Consider the following 18554-nt stretch of genomic DNA (forward strand, 5'->3'; position numbering starts at 1 on the left):
CCTGCTCCCATTCACTCATAGTGATGAAAACTTGCCGCGCGGTACGGGATCCTCTGGGGCGGAGGTGTTGTCCATGAGCACCGAGACGTCCGTCCCGCATCCCCGCGTCTCAGGGGTGGAGGGGCAGCCCATGGATGCGTCGGACGCCGCGCTGTACGCGACGCTGCTGACCGAGGCCCCGGCCGGGCTCGCGTTCTTCGACCGCGATCTGCGCTGCCGCAGGGCCAACGACGCGCTCGCCGCGCTACTGGGCGTGCCCGTGGGCGATCTGCAGCAGCGACAGCCCGGTGAGGTCCTGCCCGAGGCGCTGGCCACGGCGTTCGAGTCGGCGCTCCGCAAGGTGATCGACGAGAATCGTCCGCTGAGCGATCTCGACCTGGTCGTCCCGGTCGGCGAGCCCGCCGCGGGCGAGCATGACGGCACGTCCGCGCAGGCGGGGTCGCCCATGACGCCCGGTGACGCGGCGGACCTGGCGACGGCGCTCGAAGAGCGCATCCTGGCCTGCTCGTGGCTGCCCGCCAAGGGCGCCGACGGCAAGCACCTGGGCGTCGTCCTGACCGCGCTGGACGTGACCGAGCGGCGCAGGGCCGAGGAGGTCATCCGCCGCAAGGAGCAGCGCTACCGCTCGCTCGTGGAGGCCAGCGCCCAGGTGGTCTGGGTCGCCGCCCCGGGCGGCGGCGTGATCGACGACGCGCCCGAATGGCGTGCGATCACCGGCCAGGCCCCGGACGACTACGCGGTCGGCGGCTGGCTGGCCGTGGTCCACCCCGAGGACCGTCCCCGCATCGAGGCCGCCTGGCGCGAGTGCGTCGAGGAGAACCGGGTCTTCGAGACCAACTACCGGATCCGCACCAAGAGCGGCACTTACCGCCACTTCGACGTACGCGCCGTGCCCATCTGGCAGGGCGACGCGGTCATCGAGTGGGTCGGCGCCAACACCGACGTCACCGGGCAGCGCGAGGCCGAGGAGATGCGCGGACGGCTGACCGAGCAGCTGTCGGCGGCGGCGCTGCGCACGGCGCGCCTCCAGCAGGCCACCTCGATGCTGGCCGAGGCGCTGACGGTGTCGCAGGTCGTCCAGGTCATCACCGAGGTCGGACGGTCGGCCATCGGCGCCGACTACTCCGCCGTCGCGCTCCTGGACGACGACAAGCTGCGCCTCAGCATCGTGGCCCCTTCGCAGCCGGGCGCCGAGGGCGACAGCAGTCCCGCCCACCGCGACGCGATCAAGGTCAGTGACCAGACCGTCATGTCGGTGGCGGTGCGCGAGAGCCGCCCGTTCCTGGCCGAGCATCCCGACAGCCTGCGCCTGCAACTCGGCCACGGAGAGAAGGACCTGTTCGCCCAGCACACCGAAGAACGCGCCTGGGTGGGTCTTCCGCTACTGGCCGCGGGCGCGCCCATAGGCGCCCTCCGTTTCTCGTTCACCCGTCCTAGGGAGATCACCGAGGAGGAGCGGGTCTTCCTGGAAGCCCTCGCGGGCCAGTGTGCCCTGGCCGTCGAGCGCGCCCTGCTGTTCGAGCGCGAGCACAAGACGGCCGAGGAGCTCCAGCGCAGCCTCCTGCCCAGCGATCTGCCGCAGCTGCCGGGCATGGTCCTGGCCGCCCGCTACAACCCCGCGACACGCCACGTCCAGGTCGGCGGCGACTGGTACGACGTGTTCCGGCTCCCGGACCGCCGCCTCGCCGTGGCCGTCGGCGACGTCATGGGCAAGGGCGTCCTGGCCGCGGCCGGTATGGGACGCGTCCGCAACGCCCTGCGCGCCCTCGCGCTGAACGACCCGCGTCCCGCCGCCGTCCTCGCCGGGCTGGACCGGCTGTTCAGCGCCACCGAGGACGAGGAGCAGTTCACCACCGTCGCCTACGTGGTGATCGACCCCGAGACCGGGCACGGCGAGTTCAGCAACGCCGGCCACCCGCCACCCCTCCTGATCTCGCCCGACACGCCCGCGCGCGTCAGCTCGCTGGAGCCGGGAACGCCCCTCGGCTGGCCGAGCCAGCGGCAGCAGACAAGTTTTTCCATCGAGACCGGCAACACTGTGGTGTTCTATTCCGATGGACTTGTGGAGAACCGTAGGCGTGGGGTGGACGCAGGGCTGGATGAGCTTGTCGCCGTAGCGGCGGACGCCCCACCTGAAGTGGTAGGAGATCCCGAAAGACTCGTCGACTTCCTGGTCGATCGGATGCTTGCCGGGTATGAGCAGGTAGACGATGTGACCGTGCTTGCCCTGCACGTCCCGCCCAAGCCCGCCTGAACCGCGCCGAAGACGACGCGGAGACGGCTCAGCACGTACGAAGGACCGCCCCGCGCCCTCTAAGGTGGAGAGTTACCGGGTAGGACTTCACAGGCGGAATGCGCAGCAGTGCCAGAATGCTTGACCCAAGGAGAGCGGGTACGCTGCGGTCCCGCACCGGGAGGTCCGCCCCGTGTGCGGTCCCACACAGTGTGAGGCCGGGCCCGTCAGGGCACTTGGGTCAGCCAAGCCACACGTTCGTTCGAGAGGTATTTGTGTCGCCTGCTAGCTCGACCTCGAAAGCGTCAGATCTGCACGATCACGTCATCGCGCAACTGATCGAGCGTGGACGGTCCCAGGGCAATCGCCTCGAAGCCGACGACGTACGACGTACGTTCGAGGAGGCCGACATCCCCGTGTCAGCGGCCTCCAGCATTCTGCGGAGCCTCAGCAAGGAGGGTGTGACCGTCATGGTGAGCGCTGCCGACTCCGCGGCGCCCAAGCGTTCGCGCAAGCGCGCGGCGCAGCCGGTGCGCAGGCCCAAGACCGCCGCGGCGGCCAAGGAGCAGCCCGACACGGTGACCGCGGTCGTCGGGGACGACGTCGTCGACGAGGTCGCCGAAGAGCTCGTGGCCGAGCCGCGTCCCGTGGCCGCCAAGCCCGCGCCGCCGAAGAAGGCCGCGCCCGCGAAGGGCCCCAAGTCCAAGAAGGCCGCGCAGGCGAAGAAGGGCGCGGCGCAGGCCGCCAAGCCCGCCCCGGCCAAGTCCGACAAGAAGGCGTCCGACGACCCCGAGGTCGACGACGACGTGGAAGTCGACCTCGACGCCGACCTCGCCGACCTCGATGTCGACCTCGAGGAAGTGGCGGCCCCCGAGGCCGTGGAGACGCCCGAGGAGGACGAGGTCGTCGCCGCGCCCGCTGCGAAGGCGGCGGCGCCCGCCCCGGGCAAGCCCGCCGATGGCGCGCCCGCCGAGGAGGAGGGCTTCACCCTCGGCGACGACGACGAGGACGCCCCCGCGCAGCAGATCGCGGCCGCCGGCGCCACCGCCGACCCGGTCAAGGACTACCTCAAGCAGATCGGCAAGGTCCCGCTGCTCAACGCCGAGCAGGAGGTGGAGCTCGCCAAGCGCATCGAGGCCGGGCTCTTCGCCGAGGAGCGCCTCGCCGTCGCCGCGGCCGCGATGAGCGAAGAGGATCTCGAAGACTTCGAGTGGATCGCCGAGGACGGCCGCCGCGCCAAGAACCACCTCCTGGAGGCCAACCTCCGGCTGGTGGTCTCGCTGGCCAAGCGCTACACCGGACGCGGCATGCTGTTCCTGGACCTGATCCAGGAGGGCAACCTCGGCCTGATCCGCGCGGTCGAGAAGTTCGACTACACCAAGGGCTACAAGTTCTCCACGTACGCCACCTGGTGGATCCGGCAGGCGATCACCCGCGCGATGGCCGACCAGGCCCGCACCATCCGCATCCCGGTGCACATGGTCGAGGTCATCAACAAGCTGGCCCGCGTCCAGCGGCAGATGCTCCAGGACCTGGGCCGCGAGCCCACCCCGGAGGAGCTCGCCAAGGAGCTCGACATGACCCCGGAGAAGGTCGTCGAGGTTCAGAAGTACGGTCGCGAGCCGATTTCGCTGCACACCCCTCTGGGCGAGGACGGCGACAGCGAGTTCGGCGACCTCATCGAGGACTCCGAGGCCATCGTCCCGGCGGACGCGGTCAGTTTCACGCTTCTGCAGGAGCAGCTGCACTCCGTCCTGGACACGCTCAGCGAGCGCGAGGCGGGCGTGGTGTCGATGCGGTTCGGCCTCACCGACGGCCAGCCGAAGACCCTGGACGAGATCGGCAAGGTGTACGGGGTGACCCGGGAGCGCATCCGGCAGATCGAGTCCAAGACCATGTCGAAGCTGCGCCACCCGTCCCGGTCCCAGGTGCTGCGCGACTACCTCGACTGACCTTCCCGCAAGACGGATTCAGGGCTCCCGGACGGGAGCCCTGTTTCGTGTGGTCAGTCGGGCGGGATCGTGTGGTAGTCGGCCAGGACCGCGTGGTCAGTCGGGCAGGACGATGTCGAGGTTCGCGCCGTTGAGCTCGGCGGTGTGGCCGAGGTCGGCGACGGCCTTCAGCAGCGCGTCCGGGGTGCGCGGCGCGGCGCCCGCCTTGAGCAGGTCGTGCGCGATCTGCCCGCGGGTCGCCTTGGCCATGTGGCTGACCACGGTCCGCTTCGGCACGCCGTCGACGAGCTGTTCACGGAACACCCGTACGGCGACGGCCGGCCCGGGCGACTTCCACACGAACGCGTACGGCCCGGACCGCATGTCGACGACCAGGTCGTCGTCCAGGCGCAGGGCCTTGCGCATTGGCGGGCGCCAGAGCGTTCCCAGACGTCCGGCAGGGGGCAGCGACACCGCCATGCTCAGCCGGTACGGCGGGACGCGGTCGGTGAGCCGCAGCGCGCCCCACAGCCCCGAGAAGACGATGATCTGCTCGGCGGCGGCCTCCGCGTCGAGGTCGGCGAGGTTCAGGTGGTCGTACAGCACGCCCGTGTAGAGCCGCGCCGCGGGCAGTGTCGGCGCCTCGCGCAGTGCGAGGTTGCGGGCCCGGGCCTCGTCCGCCTGGCCCGCCGGAAGGGCGAGCACCTCCGCCGCGTTCTTGCGCCTGCTCGCCCGCGTCAGGGCCTTCAGGACGCGTTCGCGCACCGGATTGAGCCCGGGGAAGCTCAGCGAGTCCAGGTCGAGGGGCGGACCGTCCCCGCCGGTAGCCTTCTTCTCCGACGGCGGCAGCAGGATGTGCACGATCCCCCCGAAAGCGGTGATGGATGACGCGGTTCCCGGAGGTCGGCCGGCTTGTCGCCGAGGCATGGCCCGCGCCGTCCACCCAGGATATGGGCGGCTGGCTGCTTCGGCACGCCGCGGGGGTGACCAAGCGGGCCAACTCCGTCCTGCCTCTGGGCGACCCAGGGGACGTGGGCCGCGCCGTCGATCAGGCGGAGCGCTTCTACACCGCAGTTGGTTTGCCGACTGTGTTCTCGATCGACGCCCAGGCGAAGCCTGCGGAACTCGACGGGTTCCTTGAGGGACGCGGTTACGAGCTAGTGGATCCGACGCTCGCCCTGGTGGCGGACGTAGCCGGCCCCTACGAGCGTGACGGGGTGGAGATCGCGTCGGCGCCGTCCAGGGAGTGGCTGGACCTTTGGTGGTCGGTGGACGGCCGCTTCGACCATCAGCTCCCGACGGCGGAGAAAATCCTCACCGGTGTACCGGCGGCCTACGCGTCACTGGACGGCGTCGCCGTCGGACGTGCCGTCCCCCAAGGAGAGTGGCTCGGCGTCTACGCGATGGCCGTCGCGCCAGAAGCGCGCAGGCGGGGCCTGGGACGGCGCGTCCTGCGCGCCCTGCTCGACTGGGGACGCGAGCAGGGATGCGAGCGCGCCTACCTGGTCGTCGTCGAGCGGAACGCGCCCGCGCGGGCGATGTACGAGTCGGAGGGATTCGCGCACGTCAGCGGCTATCACTATCGGGTGAAGAATGTCACCGGCGGCTGAGGACAGGACCGGATCGGTGATCCACATCACCCGGGCGGCCATTCGCTGAAACGCTACGCGATCAATTGATTACGCAGCGGAGTCGGGTCTCAATTCGCTCGGGGAGCGCCGAACGGGCGGAATGCGAACGGCGGCCACCGTCTCCGATGGCCGCCGTTCTAGGCTCCTGCTATATGGGGATCACCGCTCGTCGTCCGGGGCGACGGTCGGCGTTTCGATGAGCCGGTCGGTCTCGTCCTGAATGTCGGCCCCGTTGGCGCGGAGGGCCTCTGCGTACTTGCGTCCGTGATGGGCGCAGAACAGAAGGTCGCCGCCGCCTACAAGGACTGCACGGACGTAGGCCTGAGCGCCGCAGCGGTCGCATCGGTCGGCGACGGTCAACGGCTTGGTTGGGGCAAGGGCTCCAGTCACGGCACCTTCCTCATGCTCGGGGTCGGTACTTAGGACAACATCTAACCCGACGCTGACGTTCCCAACCTGGTTCTTCGTACGCCCACAGCAGAATGGCCCAATTAGTGACCGACGTCACAGCGGGCGGCGTCCCGCCGGAAGGGCGGCATGGTGATCAGTCCGCCGTCCGCCATGACGCTGAGCAGGGACTCCTAATTGCGGCAATGCGGACGCCCGCGTTCCGGGTAGCCTGGCGAACCGTCAGGAACCGCCGCTCAGGCGTGCCGGAACGTCCGCGGCGGCGAGCCTTTCGGAGGATTGTCGGCTGCCGGGGGTACTCTTCTGCCGACCGTCCCACCCCCGAGGAGCGCACGCACGTTGACCGCCGCGACCGCTGAAGCGACCACCGAAGACCCGCACGGCTACTCCGCCCGGCACCTCTCGGTGCTGGAGGGCCTGGAGGCCGTGCGGAAGCGACCCGGCATGTACGTCGGGTCGACCGACAGCCGGGGCCTCGCGCACTGCCTGTGGGAGATCGTCGACAACTGCGTCGACGAGGCCCTCGCCGGCTACTGCACGCACATCAGCGTGACGCTGCACGCGGACGGGTCCTTCGAGGTGGCCGACAACGGCCGCGGCATCCCGGTCGACCTGGAGCCGAAGACGGGCCTGCCGGGCATCGAGCTGGTCATGACCCGGCTGCACGCGGGCGGCAAGTTCGGCGGGGTGTCCTACACGGCGTCCGGCGGCCTGCACGGCGTCGGCGCGTCCGTGGTGAACGCGCTGTCGGCGCGGCTGGACGTGGAGGTCGACCGCGACGGCCACACCCACGCGATCAGCTTCCGGCGCGGCCTGCCCGGCGAGTTCGCCGACGACGGGCGCCCGAACGCCCGCTTCAAGAAGAAGTCCGGCCTGCGGAAGGTGCGCAAGGTCGCCAAGAAGGTCACCGGCACCCGCGTCCGCTTCTGGCCCGACCTGCAGATCTTCCTGAAGGACTCCACGGTCGAGCAGTCCCTCGTCCTCGACCGGATGCGGCAGACCGCGTTCCTCATCCCCGGCCTCACCATCGACGTCCGCGACGAGCGCGGCGAGGAGGTCCTCGACGAGACGTTCCGGTTCGACGGCGGCATCAGCGAGTTCTGCGCCTACCTGGCCAAGGACGCCCCGGTCGTCGACGTCCTGCGGCTCCAGGGCCGCGGCCACTTCACCGAGACCGTGCCCGTCCTGGACGACCAGGGCCACCTCACGCCCACCGACGTCGAACGCGACCTCGAAGTCGACATCGCGCTGCGCTGGGGCGCCGGCTACGACACGATCACCAAGTCGTTCGTCAACGTGATCGCCACCCCGAAGGGCGGCACGCACGTGCGCGGGTTCGACCGCGCTGTGCTGAAGGTGCTGAACGAGCAGCTCCGGGCCACCAAGCTGCTGAAGAACGGCGACGAGGACGTCCTGAAGGAGGACGTCCTCGAGGGACTCACCGCGGTCGTGACCGTCCGGCTCCCCGAGCCGCAGTTCGAGGGGCAGACCAAGGAGGTCCTCGGGACGTCCGCCGCCACCCGCATCGTGTCCCAGGTCGTCCTGCGGGAGCTGCGCGGGATCTTCGAGAACCCGCCGCGCGGGCAGAAGCAGCCGCTGCGGGCCGTCCTGGAGAAGGTCGCCGGCGCCGCCAAGACCCGCATCGCCGCTCGCACCCAGCGCGACAACCAGCGCCGCAAGAACGCGCTGGAGAACTCCGCGCTGCCCGCCAAGCTGGTCGACTGCCGCACCGCCGACGACCGCAGCGAGCTGTTCATCGTCGAGGGCGACTCGGCGCTCGGCACCGCCAAGCTCGCCCGCGACTCCGAGTTCCAGGCGCTGCTGCCGATCCGCGGCAAGATCCTCAACGTGCAGAAGGCGTCCGTCGCCGACATGCTCAAGAACACCGAGTGCGCCGCGATCATCCAGGTCATCGGCGCGGGGTCGGGCCGCACGTTCGACATCGACGCGTCCCGCTACGGCCGGATCATCCTGATGGCGGACGCGGACGTCGACGGCTCGCACATCCGCACGCTGCTGCTCACGCTGCTGTACCGCTACATGCGGCCGATGCTGGAGGAGGGACGCGTCTACACCGCCGTCCCGCCGCTGCACCGCATCGAGCTGGTCAAGCCCAAGAAGGGCCAGGACAAGTACGTCTACTGCTACAGCGACGGCGAGCTGACCCGCAAGCTCGTCGAGTTCGAGCGCAAGGGCCAGCGCTGGAAGGAGCCCGTCCAGCGCTACAAGGGCCTCGGCGAGATGGACGCCGACCAGCTCGCGGAGACCACCATGGACCCGCGCTACCGCATCCTGCGCCGGATCCGCGTCGAGGACGCCGACGAGGCGACCAAGATCTTCGAGCTGCTGATGGGCAGCGACGTCGCCCCGCGGCGCGCATTCATTACCGCCGGCGCGTCCGAACTCGACGCCGAACGCATCGACGTCTGACCCGCCGCCCGCCCGCCCTGACAGCGGATGGGCGCGCCGCCCGGCAGCGGATGGGCGCGTCCACCCGGCGGTGGAGAGCGGAGCTCCAGCCTGACGTTGATCCGCGCACGGCCGCCGTCCCATAGCTTCATACCGTGAAGTCCGCGAAGTCCGGTAAGTCCGTGAAGTCGGTGAAGTGCAGGACGGCGCGTGTCGAGCGGTTCGCACTGGCGGCCATCGTCGGCGTCCTGCTGGCGTGGGCGCTGTTCTCCTACGTGCGTGCCCTCTTCGACTCCGAGGACCCGCCGGCGCTGCACGGGGTCGGCCTGGTCATCACCGTCCTGAACGTCGTCATGATCGTCCTTCTGGTCGGCGGCGTGCGCGCCGGCCGGGACAAGGAGTCGCGGTGGCGGACGGCGTCGATCGTCCTGCTGGTGGGCGCCGTGACGGCCTCGGTCACCTTCTACGGGATCGAGCCCGAGTTCGGCGGCGGGTTCGTCGTCGCGATGATCGCCCTCTGGGCGCTGTTCTTCCGGCTGCCCCTGCTCCTGGGCATCGCCGCGAGCGGTGTGACGGTCCTCGCGGTGAGCGTCCTCGGCGCGCTTTTCCGGGACGACGGCGCCGATCTCGGGCTGCTCATCGCCTTCATGGGCGTCACGCTGGGCGCCGCCGCGAGCCGCCAGGGCATGGTCGCTCAGGAGGCGACCCGCCGCGCGGAGGCCGCCAACGCCGTGCTCGCCGAGCGGTCGCACATCGCGCGGGAGATCCACGACATCCTCGCCCATTCGCTGTCGGCGCAGATCGTCCACCTGGAGGGGGCGCGGCTGCTGCTGTCCCGCGACGGCGACCGTGTGCAGGCCCTGGACCGGGTGGAGCGCGCGCGGAACCTCGCCCGTTCGGGCCTGGACGAGACCAGGCGGGCCTTGGCCACGCTTCGCGGGGAGATCCCGGAGCCCAAGGAGGTCCTGGCGGAACTGGCCGAGGAGTTCCATGCGGGCACCGGCCGCCCCTGCGACGTGCAGGTGACCGGTGTACCGCGCGAACTGTCGCCGCAGGCGGGGCTCGCCGTCGTCCGTACTGCGCAGGAGGCGCTGACGAATGTCCGCAGACATGCTCCTGGCGCGCGCGTACGGGTCGTCCTGCGGTATCTGAACGACAGGGTCGAACTCGAAGTGACCGATAGCGGCGCCACCGAGCCCGTCGTGGAACTGGGCGGCGGCGGGTACGGGCTGGTCGGGATGCGGGAGCGCGCCGAACTGATCGATGGGACGCTGGTGACGGGCCCGGACGGCAAGGGATTCCGTGTGTCCCTCCAGGTGCCGGTGTGACGCGTGATGCCGGTTTGTCGCGTAGGGCCGGTGTGACGGGAGACGGGGCGCGGTGAGCGAGAAGACGAGAATCCTGGTCGTGGACGACCAGACCGTCGTGCGCGAGGGCCTGGTGCTGCTGCTCGAACTGCTGCCCGGCCTCGACGTCGCCGGGGCCTGCGGGGACGGCGAGCAGGCCGTGGCGATGGTCGCCGAACTGGAGCCGGACGTCGTCCTGATGGACCTGCGGATGCCGCGCATGGACGGCGTCGAGGCCACCCGCCGGATCAAGGAGGCCCATCCGGACGTGGAGATCGTCGTCCTCACCACCTACGCCGACGACGAGTCGATCTTCGCGGCGCTGCGCGCCGGGGCCCGCGGCTACCTCACCAAGGACGCCGGCGCGGACGAGATCGCGCGGGCCGTCGCCGCCGTCCGCGGGGGAGCGGCGCAGCTCGACCCGGCCGTCCAGCGCCGTCTCGTGGAGGCCGTCGCGACCGGCGACCGGCCCCGCGGTCCCGGCCGCGACGGGCTGCCGGACGGCCTCACGCGGCGCGAGGCCGAGGTGCTCGCCCTGATCGCGCAGGGGCGCTCCAACGCCGAGATCGCCGGCGACCTGTTCATCTCCGAGGCGACCGTCAAGACGCACATCAACAACCTGTTCGCCAAGGCGAACCTGCGTGACCGGGCGCAGGCCGTTACCTACGCGTTCAGGCACGGCCTCGCCGGTTGATCGTCGATCACCACGGTGCAAGATCTCGGTCAAAGGCCGGGCGGGCGCGTCCCGGCGGCCGGAAGCATGAAGACCGTGCTCAGAACCTGCATGATCGCGGACTATCTGCGCCCGTACGCGCAATGGCGGATCAACCGTCCCGACCCATGCGACGACGGCCGCAACGCACGCGCCGCGATCGGTCTCATCGACGCGGCCGCCTACGTGATGCAACTGGACGAAAGTGCCCGCGTCATCGTCCGCATGGCCGTCGCCGGCTGTTTCACCACGGGCCGTTTCAATCCGGGCGCCGAAGGCGAGAAACTGGTCCGCTTCTGGCATTACGACGACGCCGACGGCGGGCCGTCCGACCTGCTCGAAGCCCTGGCGGCGGCCGCCGAACGCGGCCTGCGGTCGAAGAACGTCAGAGCCGTCGTGCTACCGCGTCCGCGCGAGGGCGAAGCCACTCCCGCGTAACTCGGCCTGTGTGATTACAAGCGCTGTATTACACCGGCTCGTTTCCGGGCTTCCATTTGATTCCGCAGCCGAGGCTGGGCGTGTGCGGCTCCGGCACGTCCTTGCCCGCCAGCACCAGGTCGAGCGCGGCCCTGAGCGAGGCGCCGTCCGCTGGGACGTCGTTGCGCGGGCGGGCGCCGTCGAACTCGCCCCGGTACGCGAGCCGCCGCTCCCCGTCGTACAGGAAGAGGTCGGGCGTGCAGGCGGCGCGGAACGCCCGGGCCGTCTCCTGCGACTCGTCCACCAGGTAGGAGAACGCGAACCCGGCGCGTTCGGCCTGCTCACGCAGGTGCTCGACGCCGTCGTCGGGATAGTTGACGACGTCGTTGCTGCCCACGGCGACGGTCGCGAGGCCCTTGCCCGCGTACTCGGACGTGACCGCGCCGAGAGCGTCCTCGATGCGGCGCACGTACGGGCAGTGGTTGGACAGGAACGCCACCAGCAGGGCGGACGCCTCCGGGAAGTCGTCGTCCGACACCGTCCTGCCGTCGATGGACGGAAGGCTGAACGCCGGAACCGGGGACCCGAGCGGAACCATGAACGATGCGATCGGCATACCGCCCATTCTGGCCCACCCCACGCGCCGCGCACCCCGCCCGCAGCGCGCCGTGGTCACTCCTCGGGGTCGTCCTCCTCGGGGGGTGGCGGGCCCAGGGGGCCGCTGATGGCGGTCAGGGGCTTGTCGAGTTTCTCGCCGGAGCCGTCCCTGCGGCCCAGGGTCACGTTCAGCATGGCCGGTTTGCCGTTGGCGGCCGCGGCGCGGAGCGGGGTCGGCGCCGCCCACGCCTGGAGCAGGACGTCCTCGCCCTTGAGGAAGCGGTGCGCGCGGACGCCTCCGGTCGCGCGCCCCTTGGCCGGGAAGTCGGCGAAGTCGGCGAGCTTGATCGCGCCGGTCTCGGTGCCGGGCAGCGCGGACGACGAGCCGGAGACCGTGATGACGCGGGCCTCGCGGGACGGGTCGATCGCGCCGAACCACATGACGCGGGCGTCCGCGCCCAGCTTGATGCCCGCCATGCCGCCCGCCGCACGCCCCTGGGGCCGGACGATCGAGGCGGGGAAGTGCAGGAGCTGCGCGTCGGTCGTGATGAACACCAGGTGCTGGTCGTCGGAGAGGAGCTGCACGGCCCCGATGACGCGGTCGCCGTCCTTCAGGCCGATGACCTCGAACTCGTCGCGGTTGGCCGGGAACTCGGGGACCACCCGTTTCACCACGCCCTGCGCGGTACCGAGGGCCAGCCCGCCGCCCTCGTCGGTGACGGAGGCGATGCCCACGACCGTCTCGTCCGGTTCCAGGTCGACGTACTCGGTGACCGCCGCCCCGCCCGCCAGGGACGGCGGCGTCGCCGACGACGGGAGCGTCGGCAGGTCGAGGACGTCCACGCGGATCATGCGGCCGTGTGACGTCACCGCGCCGATCTGGCCGCGGGCCGTGGCGGGGACGACGGACGTCAGCACGTCGTGCGCGGTGCGGGGGCCGCTGTCGGGCAGCGGGCCGGGCTCGTGCGTGCGGGCCATCAGGCCGGTGGACGACAGCAGCACCGTGCACGGGTCGTCGGCCACCTCCAGCGGGACGGCCGTCGCCGCGGCCTGCCCGGAGGATTCGAGGAGGATCGTCCGGCGCGGGGTGGCGAACTCCTTCGCGACCTCGCCGAGTTCCTTGGAGACGACGCCGCGGAGCTTCTTCTCGGATTCGAGGATCGCGGTCAGTTGCGCGATCTCCTTGGCGAGCTGCTCCTTCTCCTTCTCCAGCTCGAGCCGGTCGTAGCGGGTGAGGCGGCGGAGCGGCGTGTCGAGGATGTACTGGGCCTGGATGTCGGACAGCTCGAAGATCTGGATCAGGCGCTGCTTGGCCTGCGCGGCGTCGTCGCTCTGCCGGATGACCTGGATGACCTCGTCGATGTTGAGGAGGGCGATGAGCAGGCCGTCCACGAGGTGCAGGCGGTCCTCGCGCTTCTTGCGGCGGAACATCGAGCGGCGGCGGACGACGTCGATGCGGTGGTCGACGTACACCTGCAGCATGTCGCGGAGCCCGAGCGTGCGGGGCTGCCCGTCGACGAGCGCGACGTTGTTGATGCCGAACGTCTCCTCCATCGGCGTCAGCCGGTAGAGGTCCTGCAGGACGGCCTCCGGGTTGAACCCGTTCTTGATCTCGATGACGAGGCGGAGGCCGACGTTGCGGTCGGTGAGGTCCTTCAGGTCGGCGATGCCCTGCAGCTTCTTCGCGTTGACCAGTTCCTTGATCTTGGCCTTGACGCGCTCCGGGCCGACCGCGTACGGCAGCTCGCTGACGACGATGCCCTTGCGGCGCGGCGTCACGTTCTCGATGGTCGTCGTGGCGCGGGTGCGGAACGTCCCGCGGCCGTTCGCGTAGGCGTCGCGGATGCCGTCCAGGCCGACGATCTTGCCTCCGGTGGGCAGGTCGGGGCCGGGGACGTGGCGCATCAGGTCGTCGAGGGTGGCGTCGGGGTGGTCGATCAGGTGCCGGGCCGCGGCGATGACCTCGCCGAGGTTGTGCGGCGCCATGTTCGTCGCCATCCCGACCGCGATGCCGGCCGCGCCGTTCACCAGCAGGTTCGGGAACGCCGCCGGGAGGACCTCGGGCTCGCGCTCCTGCCCGTCGTAGTTCGGGCGGAAGTCGACCGTGTCCTCGTCGATGGAGGCGACCATGAGCATCGCCTCGCGGGACAGGCGCGCCTCGGTGTACCGCATCGCGGCGGGCATGTCGTCGCCGCCGAGCGACCCGAAGTTGCCGTGCCCGTCGACCAGCGGCATCCGCATCGCCCAGGACTGCGCCATCCGCACCATCGCGTCGTAGATCGCGCTGTCGCCGTGCGGATGCAGCTTGCCCATCACCTCGCCGACGACGCGGGCGCACTTGACGTGCCCGCGGTCGGGGCGCAGCCCCATCTCGTTCATCGAGTACAGAATCCGGCGCTGGACGGGCTTCAGCCCGTCGCGCACGTCCGGGAGCGCCCGCTGGTAGATCACCGAGAGGGCGTACTCGAGGTAACTGCCGCGCATCTCGTCGGAGACGTCGACGTCGACGATGTTCTCTTCGAAGTCCGGCGGCGGGGGAGGTGCCTGGGATCCGCGTCGTGCCATGCCCACATTGTTGCCGGTCCCAGGGACAACTTTCGCCCGCCCCACCGGGTGTGGCGTCCGGTTCGCCTGATCGGTGCCGTTCCGTCACCTCCCCGGAACTGGCAGATTGGTCCCGGACGGTTCCGATCTCCGCAGGTGGAGGCATCCTTGAGCGCGCTGGCCGACTTCCAGAACTCGATCTATCTGCAGGGGCTCGGCGACGTCGTCCCGGCGCTGCCGACGGACCTGACGAAGCTGGAGGCCCTCGCCGAGCGGTCGCTGTCCGCGCGGGCGTTCGGGTACGTGGCGGGCGCGGCGGGCAGCGAGGCGACCGCGCGGGCCAACCGCGCGGCCTTCGACCGGTGGCGGATCGTGCCGAGGATGCTCAGGGACGTGGCCCACCGCGACCTGTCCGTGCAGGTGCTGGGCACCGAAATGCCGTCCCCGGTGGTGCTCGGGCCCATCGGCGTTCTGTCGATCGTCCATCCCGATGGTGAATTGGCCGTCGCGCGGGCGGCGGCGGCAGAAGGCGTACCGATGGTGCTGAGCACGGCGTCCTCGCACAACATCGAGGACGTGGCGGACGCGAACGGCGACGGGCCGCGCTGGTACCAGCTGTACTGGCCGAAGAACCGGGATCTCGCCGTCAGTTTCCTGGAGCGGGCCAAGGCGGCTGGGTACACGGCGCTCGTCGTCACTCTCGACACGTTCACGCTGGCGTGGCGTCCACGCGACCTGGACCAGGCGTACCTGCCGTTCCTGCGCGGAATCGGCGTCGCCAACTATCTCAGCGACCCCGTCTTCCAGGGCATGGTCGGCGGCCCGATCACCGACGCCAACCGGGACCAGGCGATCCTGCACTGGGTCGCCAACTTCGGGAACCCCAGCCTGACCTGGGACGACCTGATCTTCCTGCGGGAGCACTGGGACGGCCCGATCGCGCTCAAGGGCATCCAGCACCCGGACGACGCCCGCCAGGCCGTCGACGCGGGCATGGACGGCGTGATCGTCTCCAACCACGGCGGACGGCAGGTGGACGGCGCCGTCGCCTCCCTCGACGCACTGCCGGGAGTGGTCGACGCGGTCCGCGACCAGGCGACGGTGCTGTTCGACAGCGGAATCCGCACGGGATCGGACATCGCCAAGGCGCTCGCACTCGGCGCTGAGGCGGTGCTGGTCGCGCGTCCGTACGCCTATGGGCTGGCGCTCGCGGGGGAGGCGGGGGTACAGCACGTCCTGCGTTGCCTCCAGGCGGAACTGGAGTTGACGTTGGCGCTCTCTGGCTTCACCCGTCCAGACGAACTGACCCCGGAGGTCCTCGTACGCGCGTGACTGGCGACTCATGCGCGCGTGACTGGACGCTCGTGCGCGGGTGACGGAGCTCGTGCGTGCGTGACCGGGCGTGTCTCTGGGGTAGGGAGAGGCGCATGCGCTGGCCTGATCACGCCATCTGGTGGCACGTCTACCCGCTCGGCTTCGTCGGGGCCGAGCGCGAGGTCACGTCCGCCCCCAGGGAGGCGCGGCTAGGGCGGGTCACCGATTGGCTCGACCACCTTTTGGGGCTTGGCTGCAACGGGCTTGCGCTCGGCCCCGTGTTCGCGTCCGAGACGCACGGCTACGACACCGTCGACCACTACCGCGTCGATCCACGGCTCGGCGGTGAGGACGATCTGCAGAGGCTCATCGACGAGGCGTCCCAGAAAGGCGTCCGTATTCTGTTCGACGGTGTCTTCAACCATGTCGGACGGAGTTTCCCGCCGTTCGCGGACGTCGCCGCCAGAGGCGACGCGTCCCCGTACCGGACGTGGTTCCATCCCGACCTGCGCACGTTCGAGGGGCACGACCGCCTCGTCACGCTGAACCACGCCGAGCCCGCAGTCGCCGACTACGTCACCGACGTCATGGCCCACTGGCTGGAGCGCGGCATAGACGGCTGGCGCCTGGACGCCGCTTACGCCGTCCCGTCCGAGTTCTGGCGGACGGTCACGGACCGTCTCCGCGCGCGCTTCCCCGAGGCATGGCTCGTTGGCGAAGTCATCCACGGCGACTATGCGCGCCTGGTCGAACGCACCGGATTCGACTCCGTCACCCAGTACGAGCTGTGGAAGGCCATCTGGAGCGCCCTGAACGACCGCAATTTCTATGAACTGGCCCACGCACTCGACCGGCACGACGGGATGCTCGACACGTTCGTGCCGCAGACGTTCCTCGGCAACCACGATGTGACCCGCCTGGCCAGCCGCCTAGACGACGAACGCTTTCTCGCCCACGCGCTGGTGATTCTGCTGACCGTTGGCGGCGTCCCGTCCATTTACGCCGGTGACGAGTTCGCGTTCCAAGGCGTCAAGGAGGAACGGGAGGGTGGGGACGACGCGATACGGCCGGAGTTCCCGGAACGTCCCGACGAGACGGCCGGACATGGTGAGCCCTACCACCGGCTGCATCAGGAACTGATCGGGCTTAGACGTCGCCATGCTTGGCTGGTCCGCGCCCACAGCACGACGGAGACCCTGACCAACACGGCCTTCTCCTACACGGTCGGGTATGGCGAAGAGCGGCTCGCGGTCGTTCTGAACCTGGATGACGAGCCCGCCCAGGTGTATCTGCCCGCCGCGCACTGGACGCCCGTCGCCGGCCAGGCGGTTTTCACCGGCGACAGTGCCACCGTTCCGCCGTCTGGCTGGGCCATCGCCCGGCCATGACGCCCATGACGCCCATGACGCTCACGAGCGGCGGGCCAGCACCAGGCTTCCCCGTTTCGTCACCGGAAGGGGCGTCCTGAGCCGCCGGGCGGCCTCGGCCGCCTGCGACCGGGGCATGTGACGAGCGATCAGGTAGTCGCGGACGGCGTCGTGGTCGGGAAGCGTGATCAGCGGCGCGTCCCATCGCTCCACCTCGACCTCGCCGAACACCTCGCAGACGCGCGCCGGGGCCTCCTCGGCGTCGAACGTCGTCGGCTCGGGACGCCAGACGGGCGACAGTTCGGGGCTGTCGGTCCGGCAGATCGCGGTGACGAGCAGGACGCCGCCGGGCGCGAGGACGCGGCGGGCCTCGCGCAGCGCGAGACCGGGATCGTCCAGGTGGTAGAGCATGTTCACGGCGACGGCGGCGTCGAACGTCCCGTCCCGGAACGGCAGGCGCAGCGCGTCGGCCCGGACGCGCGGCCTCGGATGGGCGCGCAGGAGGGCGGCGGACGCGTCCAGCCCCACCAGCCGGAACGGCGGCGGGGCGGGGAGGGCGTCGCTGAGCGCGCCCTCCCCGCAGCCGATGTCCAGGACGATGGACGGCCCGCCGTGCAGCAGCTTCGAGGCGATGTGGTCGTGCAGGCTCCGCGCCCCGATCAGGTACTTCCTGGTGACCCTGGAGGCGAGGCGGAAACGCTCCGGGTCCGAGTCGTAGTCGGGTGTGAGGGCCATGGACTGAGTCTTCCCGGTGAACCGCCCTGAAAAGCGATCGGACGTCAGGCGGTGGCGGGGAGGTCGTCAGGCAGTGGCGCGGGGGGGTGTCAGGCAGTCTCGCGGGGGTGTCAGGCAGTGGCGCCGCCGTCCACGACCAGGTCGTGCCCGACGACGTGGCTGGACGCGTCCGACGCCAGCCACAGGACCGTCTCGGCCACCTCGGACGTGTCCGCCACGCGTCCGGACGGGGCGGCCGTGCGCATCCGCTCAGCGCGCTGGGCGCGGGTCTCGCCCGGCAGCAGCGACATCGGCGTGTCGGTGGCGCCGGGGCTGACCGCGTTGATGCGGATTCCCTCGGCGACGTGGTCGAGGGCCGCGGCGCGGGTGAGAACGCTGACCGCCGCCTTGGACGCCGCGTAGGCCGCCAGTCCGGGACGGCGGCCGTGCGCGCCGATGTTGGACGAGATGTTCACGATCGCCCCGCCGCCGTGGCCGCGCATGTGGGCGATCTCGTGCTTCATCGACAGGAACACGCCGGTCAGGTTCACCGCGAGGACGTCGTCCCAGGCGGCCTCGTCGACGTCGGCGAGCGGCCCGGCGGCGCCGAAGATCCCGGCGTTGTTGACGGCGACGTGGAGGCCGCCGTGGCGCGCGGCGACGGTCTCGACCATCCGGGCGACGGCGGACGGGTCCGTCACGTCGGCGATGACGTGGTCCGCGCACGGGCCGATCTCTTTGGCCGCCTCGGCGAGCGCGGTCGCGTCGCGTCCGGCGAGGACGACCGTGGCGCCCCCGCGGGCGAAGGCGTGCGCGATGCTGCGGCCGATACCGCCCGCGCCGCCGGTGATGAGCACGATGCTGCCGTCGAACGTCATGAACCTGGCTCCTAGATACTAGATCGATCGTTCTTGAATTGGACCGCAGAAGA

The 18554-nt window shown here is 70.5% G+C and carries 15 protein-coding genes; 9 read left to right on the forward strand and 6 right to left on the reverse strand.

Features of this window, described 5'->3' with window-relative positions; all coding sequences use genetic code 11:
• Window positions 1–73: 73 nt before the first annotated feature.
• Together ACH35V_RS23910 and ACH35V_RS23915 are read left to right on the forward strand one after the other, a co-directional pair.
• Window positions 74–2254, forward strand: coding sequence for a SpoIIE family protein phosphatase (locus tag ACH35V_RS23910; protein WP_395975193.1), 2181 nt, complete (start codon window positions 74–76; stop codon window positions 2252–2254).
• 254 nt (window positions 2255–2508) lie between these two features.
• Window positions 2509–4185 carry an RNA polymerase sigma factor gene (locus ACH35V_RS23915; RefSeq protein ID WP_395975194.1) on the forward strand — a complete coding sequence of 559 codons (1677 nt, stop codon included), beginning with the start codon at window positions 2509–2511 and terminating at the stop codon, window positions 4183–4185.
• A 96-nt stretch (window positions 4186–4281) separates the two neighbouring features.
• Here the strand turns inward: ACH35V_RS23915 and ACH35V_RS23920 are convergent, their stop codons facing one another.
• Window positions 4282–5025: a YaaA family protein gene (locus tag ACH35V_RS23920; RefSeq protein WP_395975195.1), complete on the reverse strand. Its 744-nt coding sequence runs from the start codon at window positions 5023–5025 to the stop codon at window positions 4282–4284.
• A 23-nt stretch (window positions 5026–5048) separates the two neighbouring features.
• Here ACH35V_RS23920 and ACH35V_RS23925 point away from each other — a divergent pair, with 23 nt between their 5' ends.
• Window positions 5049–5774: a GNAT family N-acetyltransferase gene (locus ACH35V_RS23925; protein ID WP_395975196.1), complete on the forward strand. Its 726-nt coding sequence runs from the start codon at window positions 5049–5051 to the stop codon at window positions 5772–5774.
• Window positions 5775–5954: 180 nt separating this feature from the next.
• On the opposite strand, the gene ACH35V_RS23930 is transcribed toward ACH35V_RS23925, so the two are convergent.
• The gene (locus ACH35V_RS23930) at window positions 5955–6185 is read right to left on the reverse strand and encodes a hypothetical protein (RefSeq protein WP_395975197.1); all 231 of its coding nucleotides are present in this window, start codon (window positions 6183–6185) and stop codon (window positions 5955–5957) included.
• A 357-nt stretch (window positions 6186–6542) separates the two neighbouring features.
• On the opposite strand from ACH35V_RS23930, the gene ACH35V_RS23935 reads away from it, so the two are divergent.
• The 4 genes from ACH35V_RS23935 (at window position 6543) to ACH35V_RS23950 (ending at window position 11108) form a co-directional block, all read left to right on the forward strand.
• Window positions 6543–8633, forward strand: a complete 2091-nt coding sequence (locus tag ACH35V_RS23935; RefSeq protein WP_395975198.1) for a type IIA DNA topoisomerase subunit B — start codon at window positions 6543–6545, stop codon at window positions 8631–8633.
• A 134-nt stretch (window positions 8634–8767) separates the two neighbouring features.
• Window positions 8768–9940 carry a histidine kinase gene (locus ACH35V_RS23940; RefSeq protein ID WP_395975199.1) on the forward strand — a complete coding sequence of 391 codons (1173 nt, stop codon included), beginning with the start codon at window positions 8768–8770 and terminating at the stop codon, window positions 9938–9940.
• Between the two features lie 52 nt (window positions 9941–9992).
• On the forward strand, window positions 9993–10652 hold the full coding sequence (locus tag ACH35V_RS23945) for a response regulator (RefSeq protein ID WP_395975200.1): 660 nt from the start codon (window positions 9993–9995) through the stop codon (window positions 10650–10652).
• A 66-nt stretch (window positions 10653–10718) separates the two neighbouring features.
• Window positions 10719–11108: a hypothetical protein gene (locus tag ACH35V_RS23950; RefSeq protein WP_395975201.1), complete on the forward strand. Its 390-nt coding sequence runs from the start codon at window positions 10719–10721 to the stop codon at window positions 11106–11108.
• Window positions 11109–11136: 28 nt separating this feature from the next.
• Here ACH35V_RS23950 and ACH35V_RS23955 read toward each other — a convergent pair whose 3' ends face one another.
• Both ACH35V_RS23955 and ACH35V_RS23960 read right to left on the reverse strand, forming a co-directional pair.
• Window positions 11137–11703: a thioredoxin family protein gene (locus ACH35V_RS23955; RefSeq protein ID WP_395975202.1), complete on the reverse strand. Its 567-nt coding sequence runs from the start codon at window positions 11701–11703 to the stop codon at window positions 11137–11139.
• A gap of 56 nt (window positions 11704–11759) precedes the next feature.
• Window positions 11760–14249, reverse strand: a complete 2490-nt coding sequence (locus ACH35V_RS23960) for a DNA topoisomerase (ATP-hydrolyzing) subunit A (protein ID WP_395975203.1) — start codon at window positions 14247–14249, stop codon at window positions 11760–11762.
• Window positions 14250–14396: 147 nt separating this feature from the next.
• On the opposite strand from ACH35V_RS23960, the gene ACH35V_RS23965 reads away from it, so the two are divergent.
• Together ACH35V_RS23965 and ACH35V_RS23970 are read left to right on the forward strand one after the other, a co-directional pair.
• Complete coding sequence (locus ACH35V_RS23965) at window positions 14397–15560, forward strand: lactate 2-monooxygenase (RefSeq protein WP_395975204.1); 1164 nt, start codon at window positions 14397–14399, stop codon at window positions 15558–15560.
• A 95-nt stretch (window positions 15561–15655) separates the two neighbouring features.
• Complete coding sequence (locus ACH35V_RS23970) at window positions 15656–16930, forward strand: alpha-amylase family protein (RefSeq protein ID WP_395975205.1); 1275 nt, start codon at window positions 15656–15658, stop codon at window positions 16928–16930.
• Between the two features lie 21 nt (window positions 16931–16951).
• Here ACH35V_RS23970 and ACH35V_RS23975 read toward each other — a convergent pair whose 3' ends face one another.
• Window positions 16952–17644, reverse strand: coding sequence for a class I SAM-dependent methyltransferase (locus ACH35V_RS23975; RefSeq protein ID WP_395975206.1), 693 nt, complete (start codon window positions 17642–17644; stop codon window positions 16952–16954).
• A 110-nt stretch (window positions 17645–17754) separates the two neighbouring features.
• Window positions 17755–18501, reverse strand: coding sequence for an SDR family NAD(P)-dependent oxidoreductase (locus tag ACH35V_RS23980; protein ID WP_395975207.1), 747 nt, complete (start codon window positions 18499–18501; stop codon window positions 17755–17757).
• Window positions 18502–18554: the final 53 nt, after the last annotated feature.

This window comes from Actinomadura sp. 1N219, from assembly GCF_044326405.1.
In the GTDB taxonomy this organism is placed as follows: domain Bacteria; phylum Actinomycetota; class Actinomycetes; order Streptosporangiales; family Streptosporangiaceae; genus Spirillospora.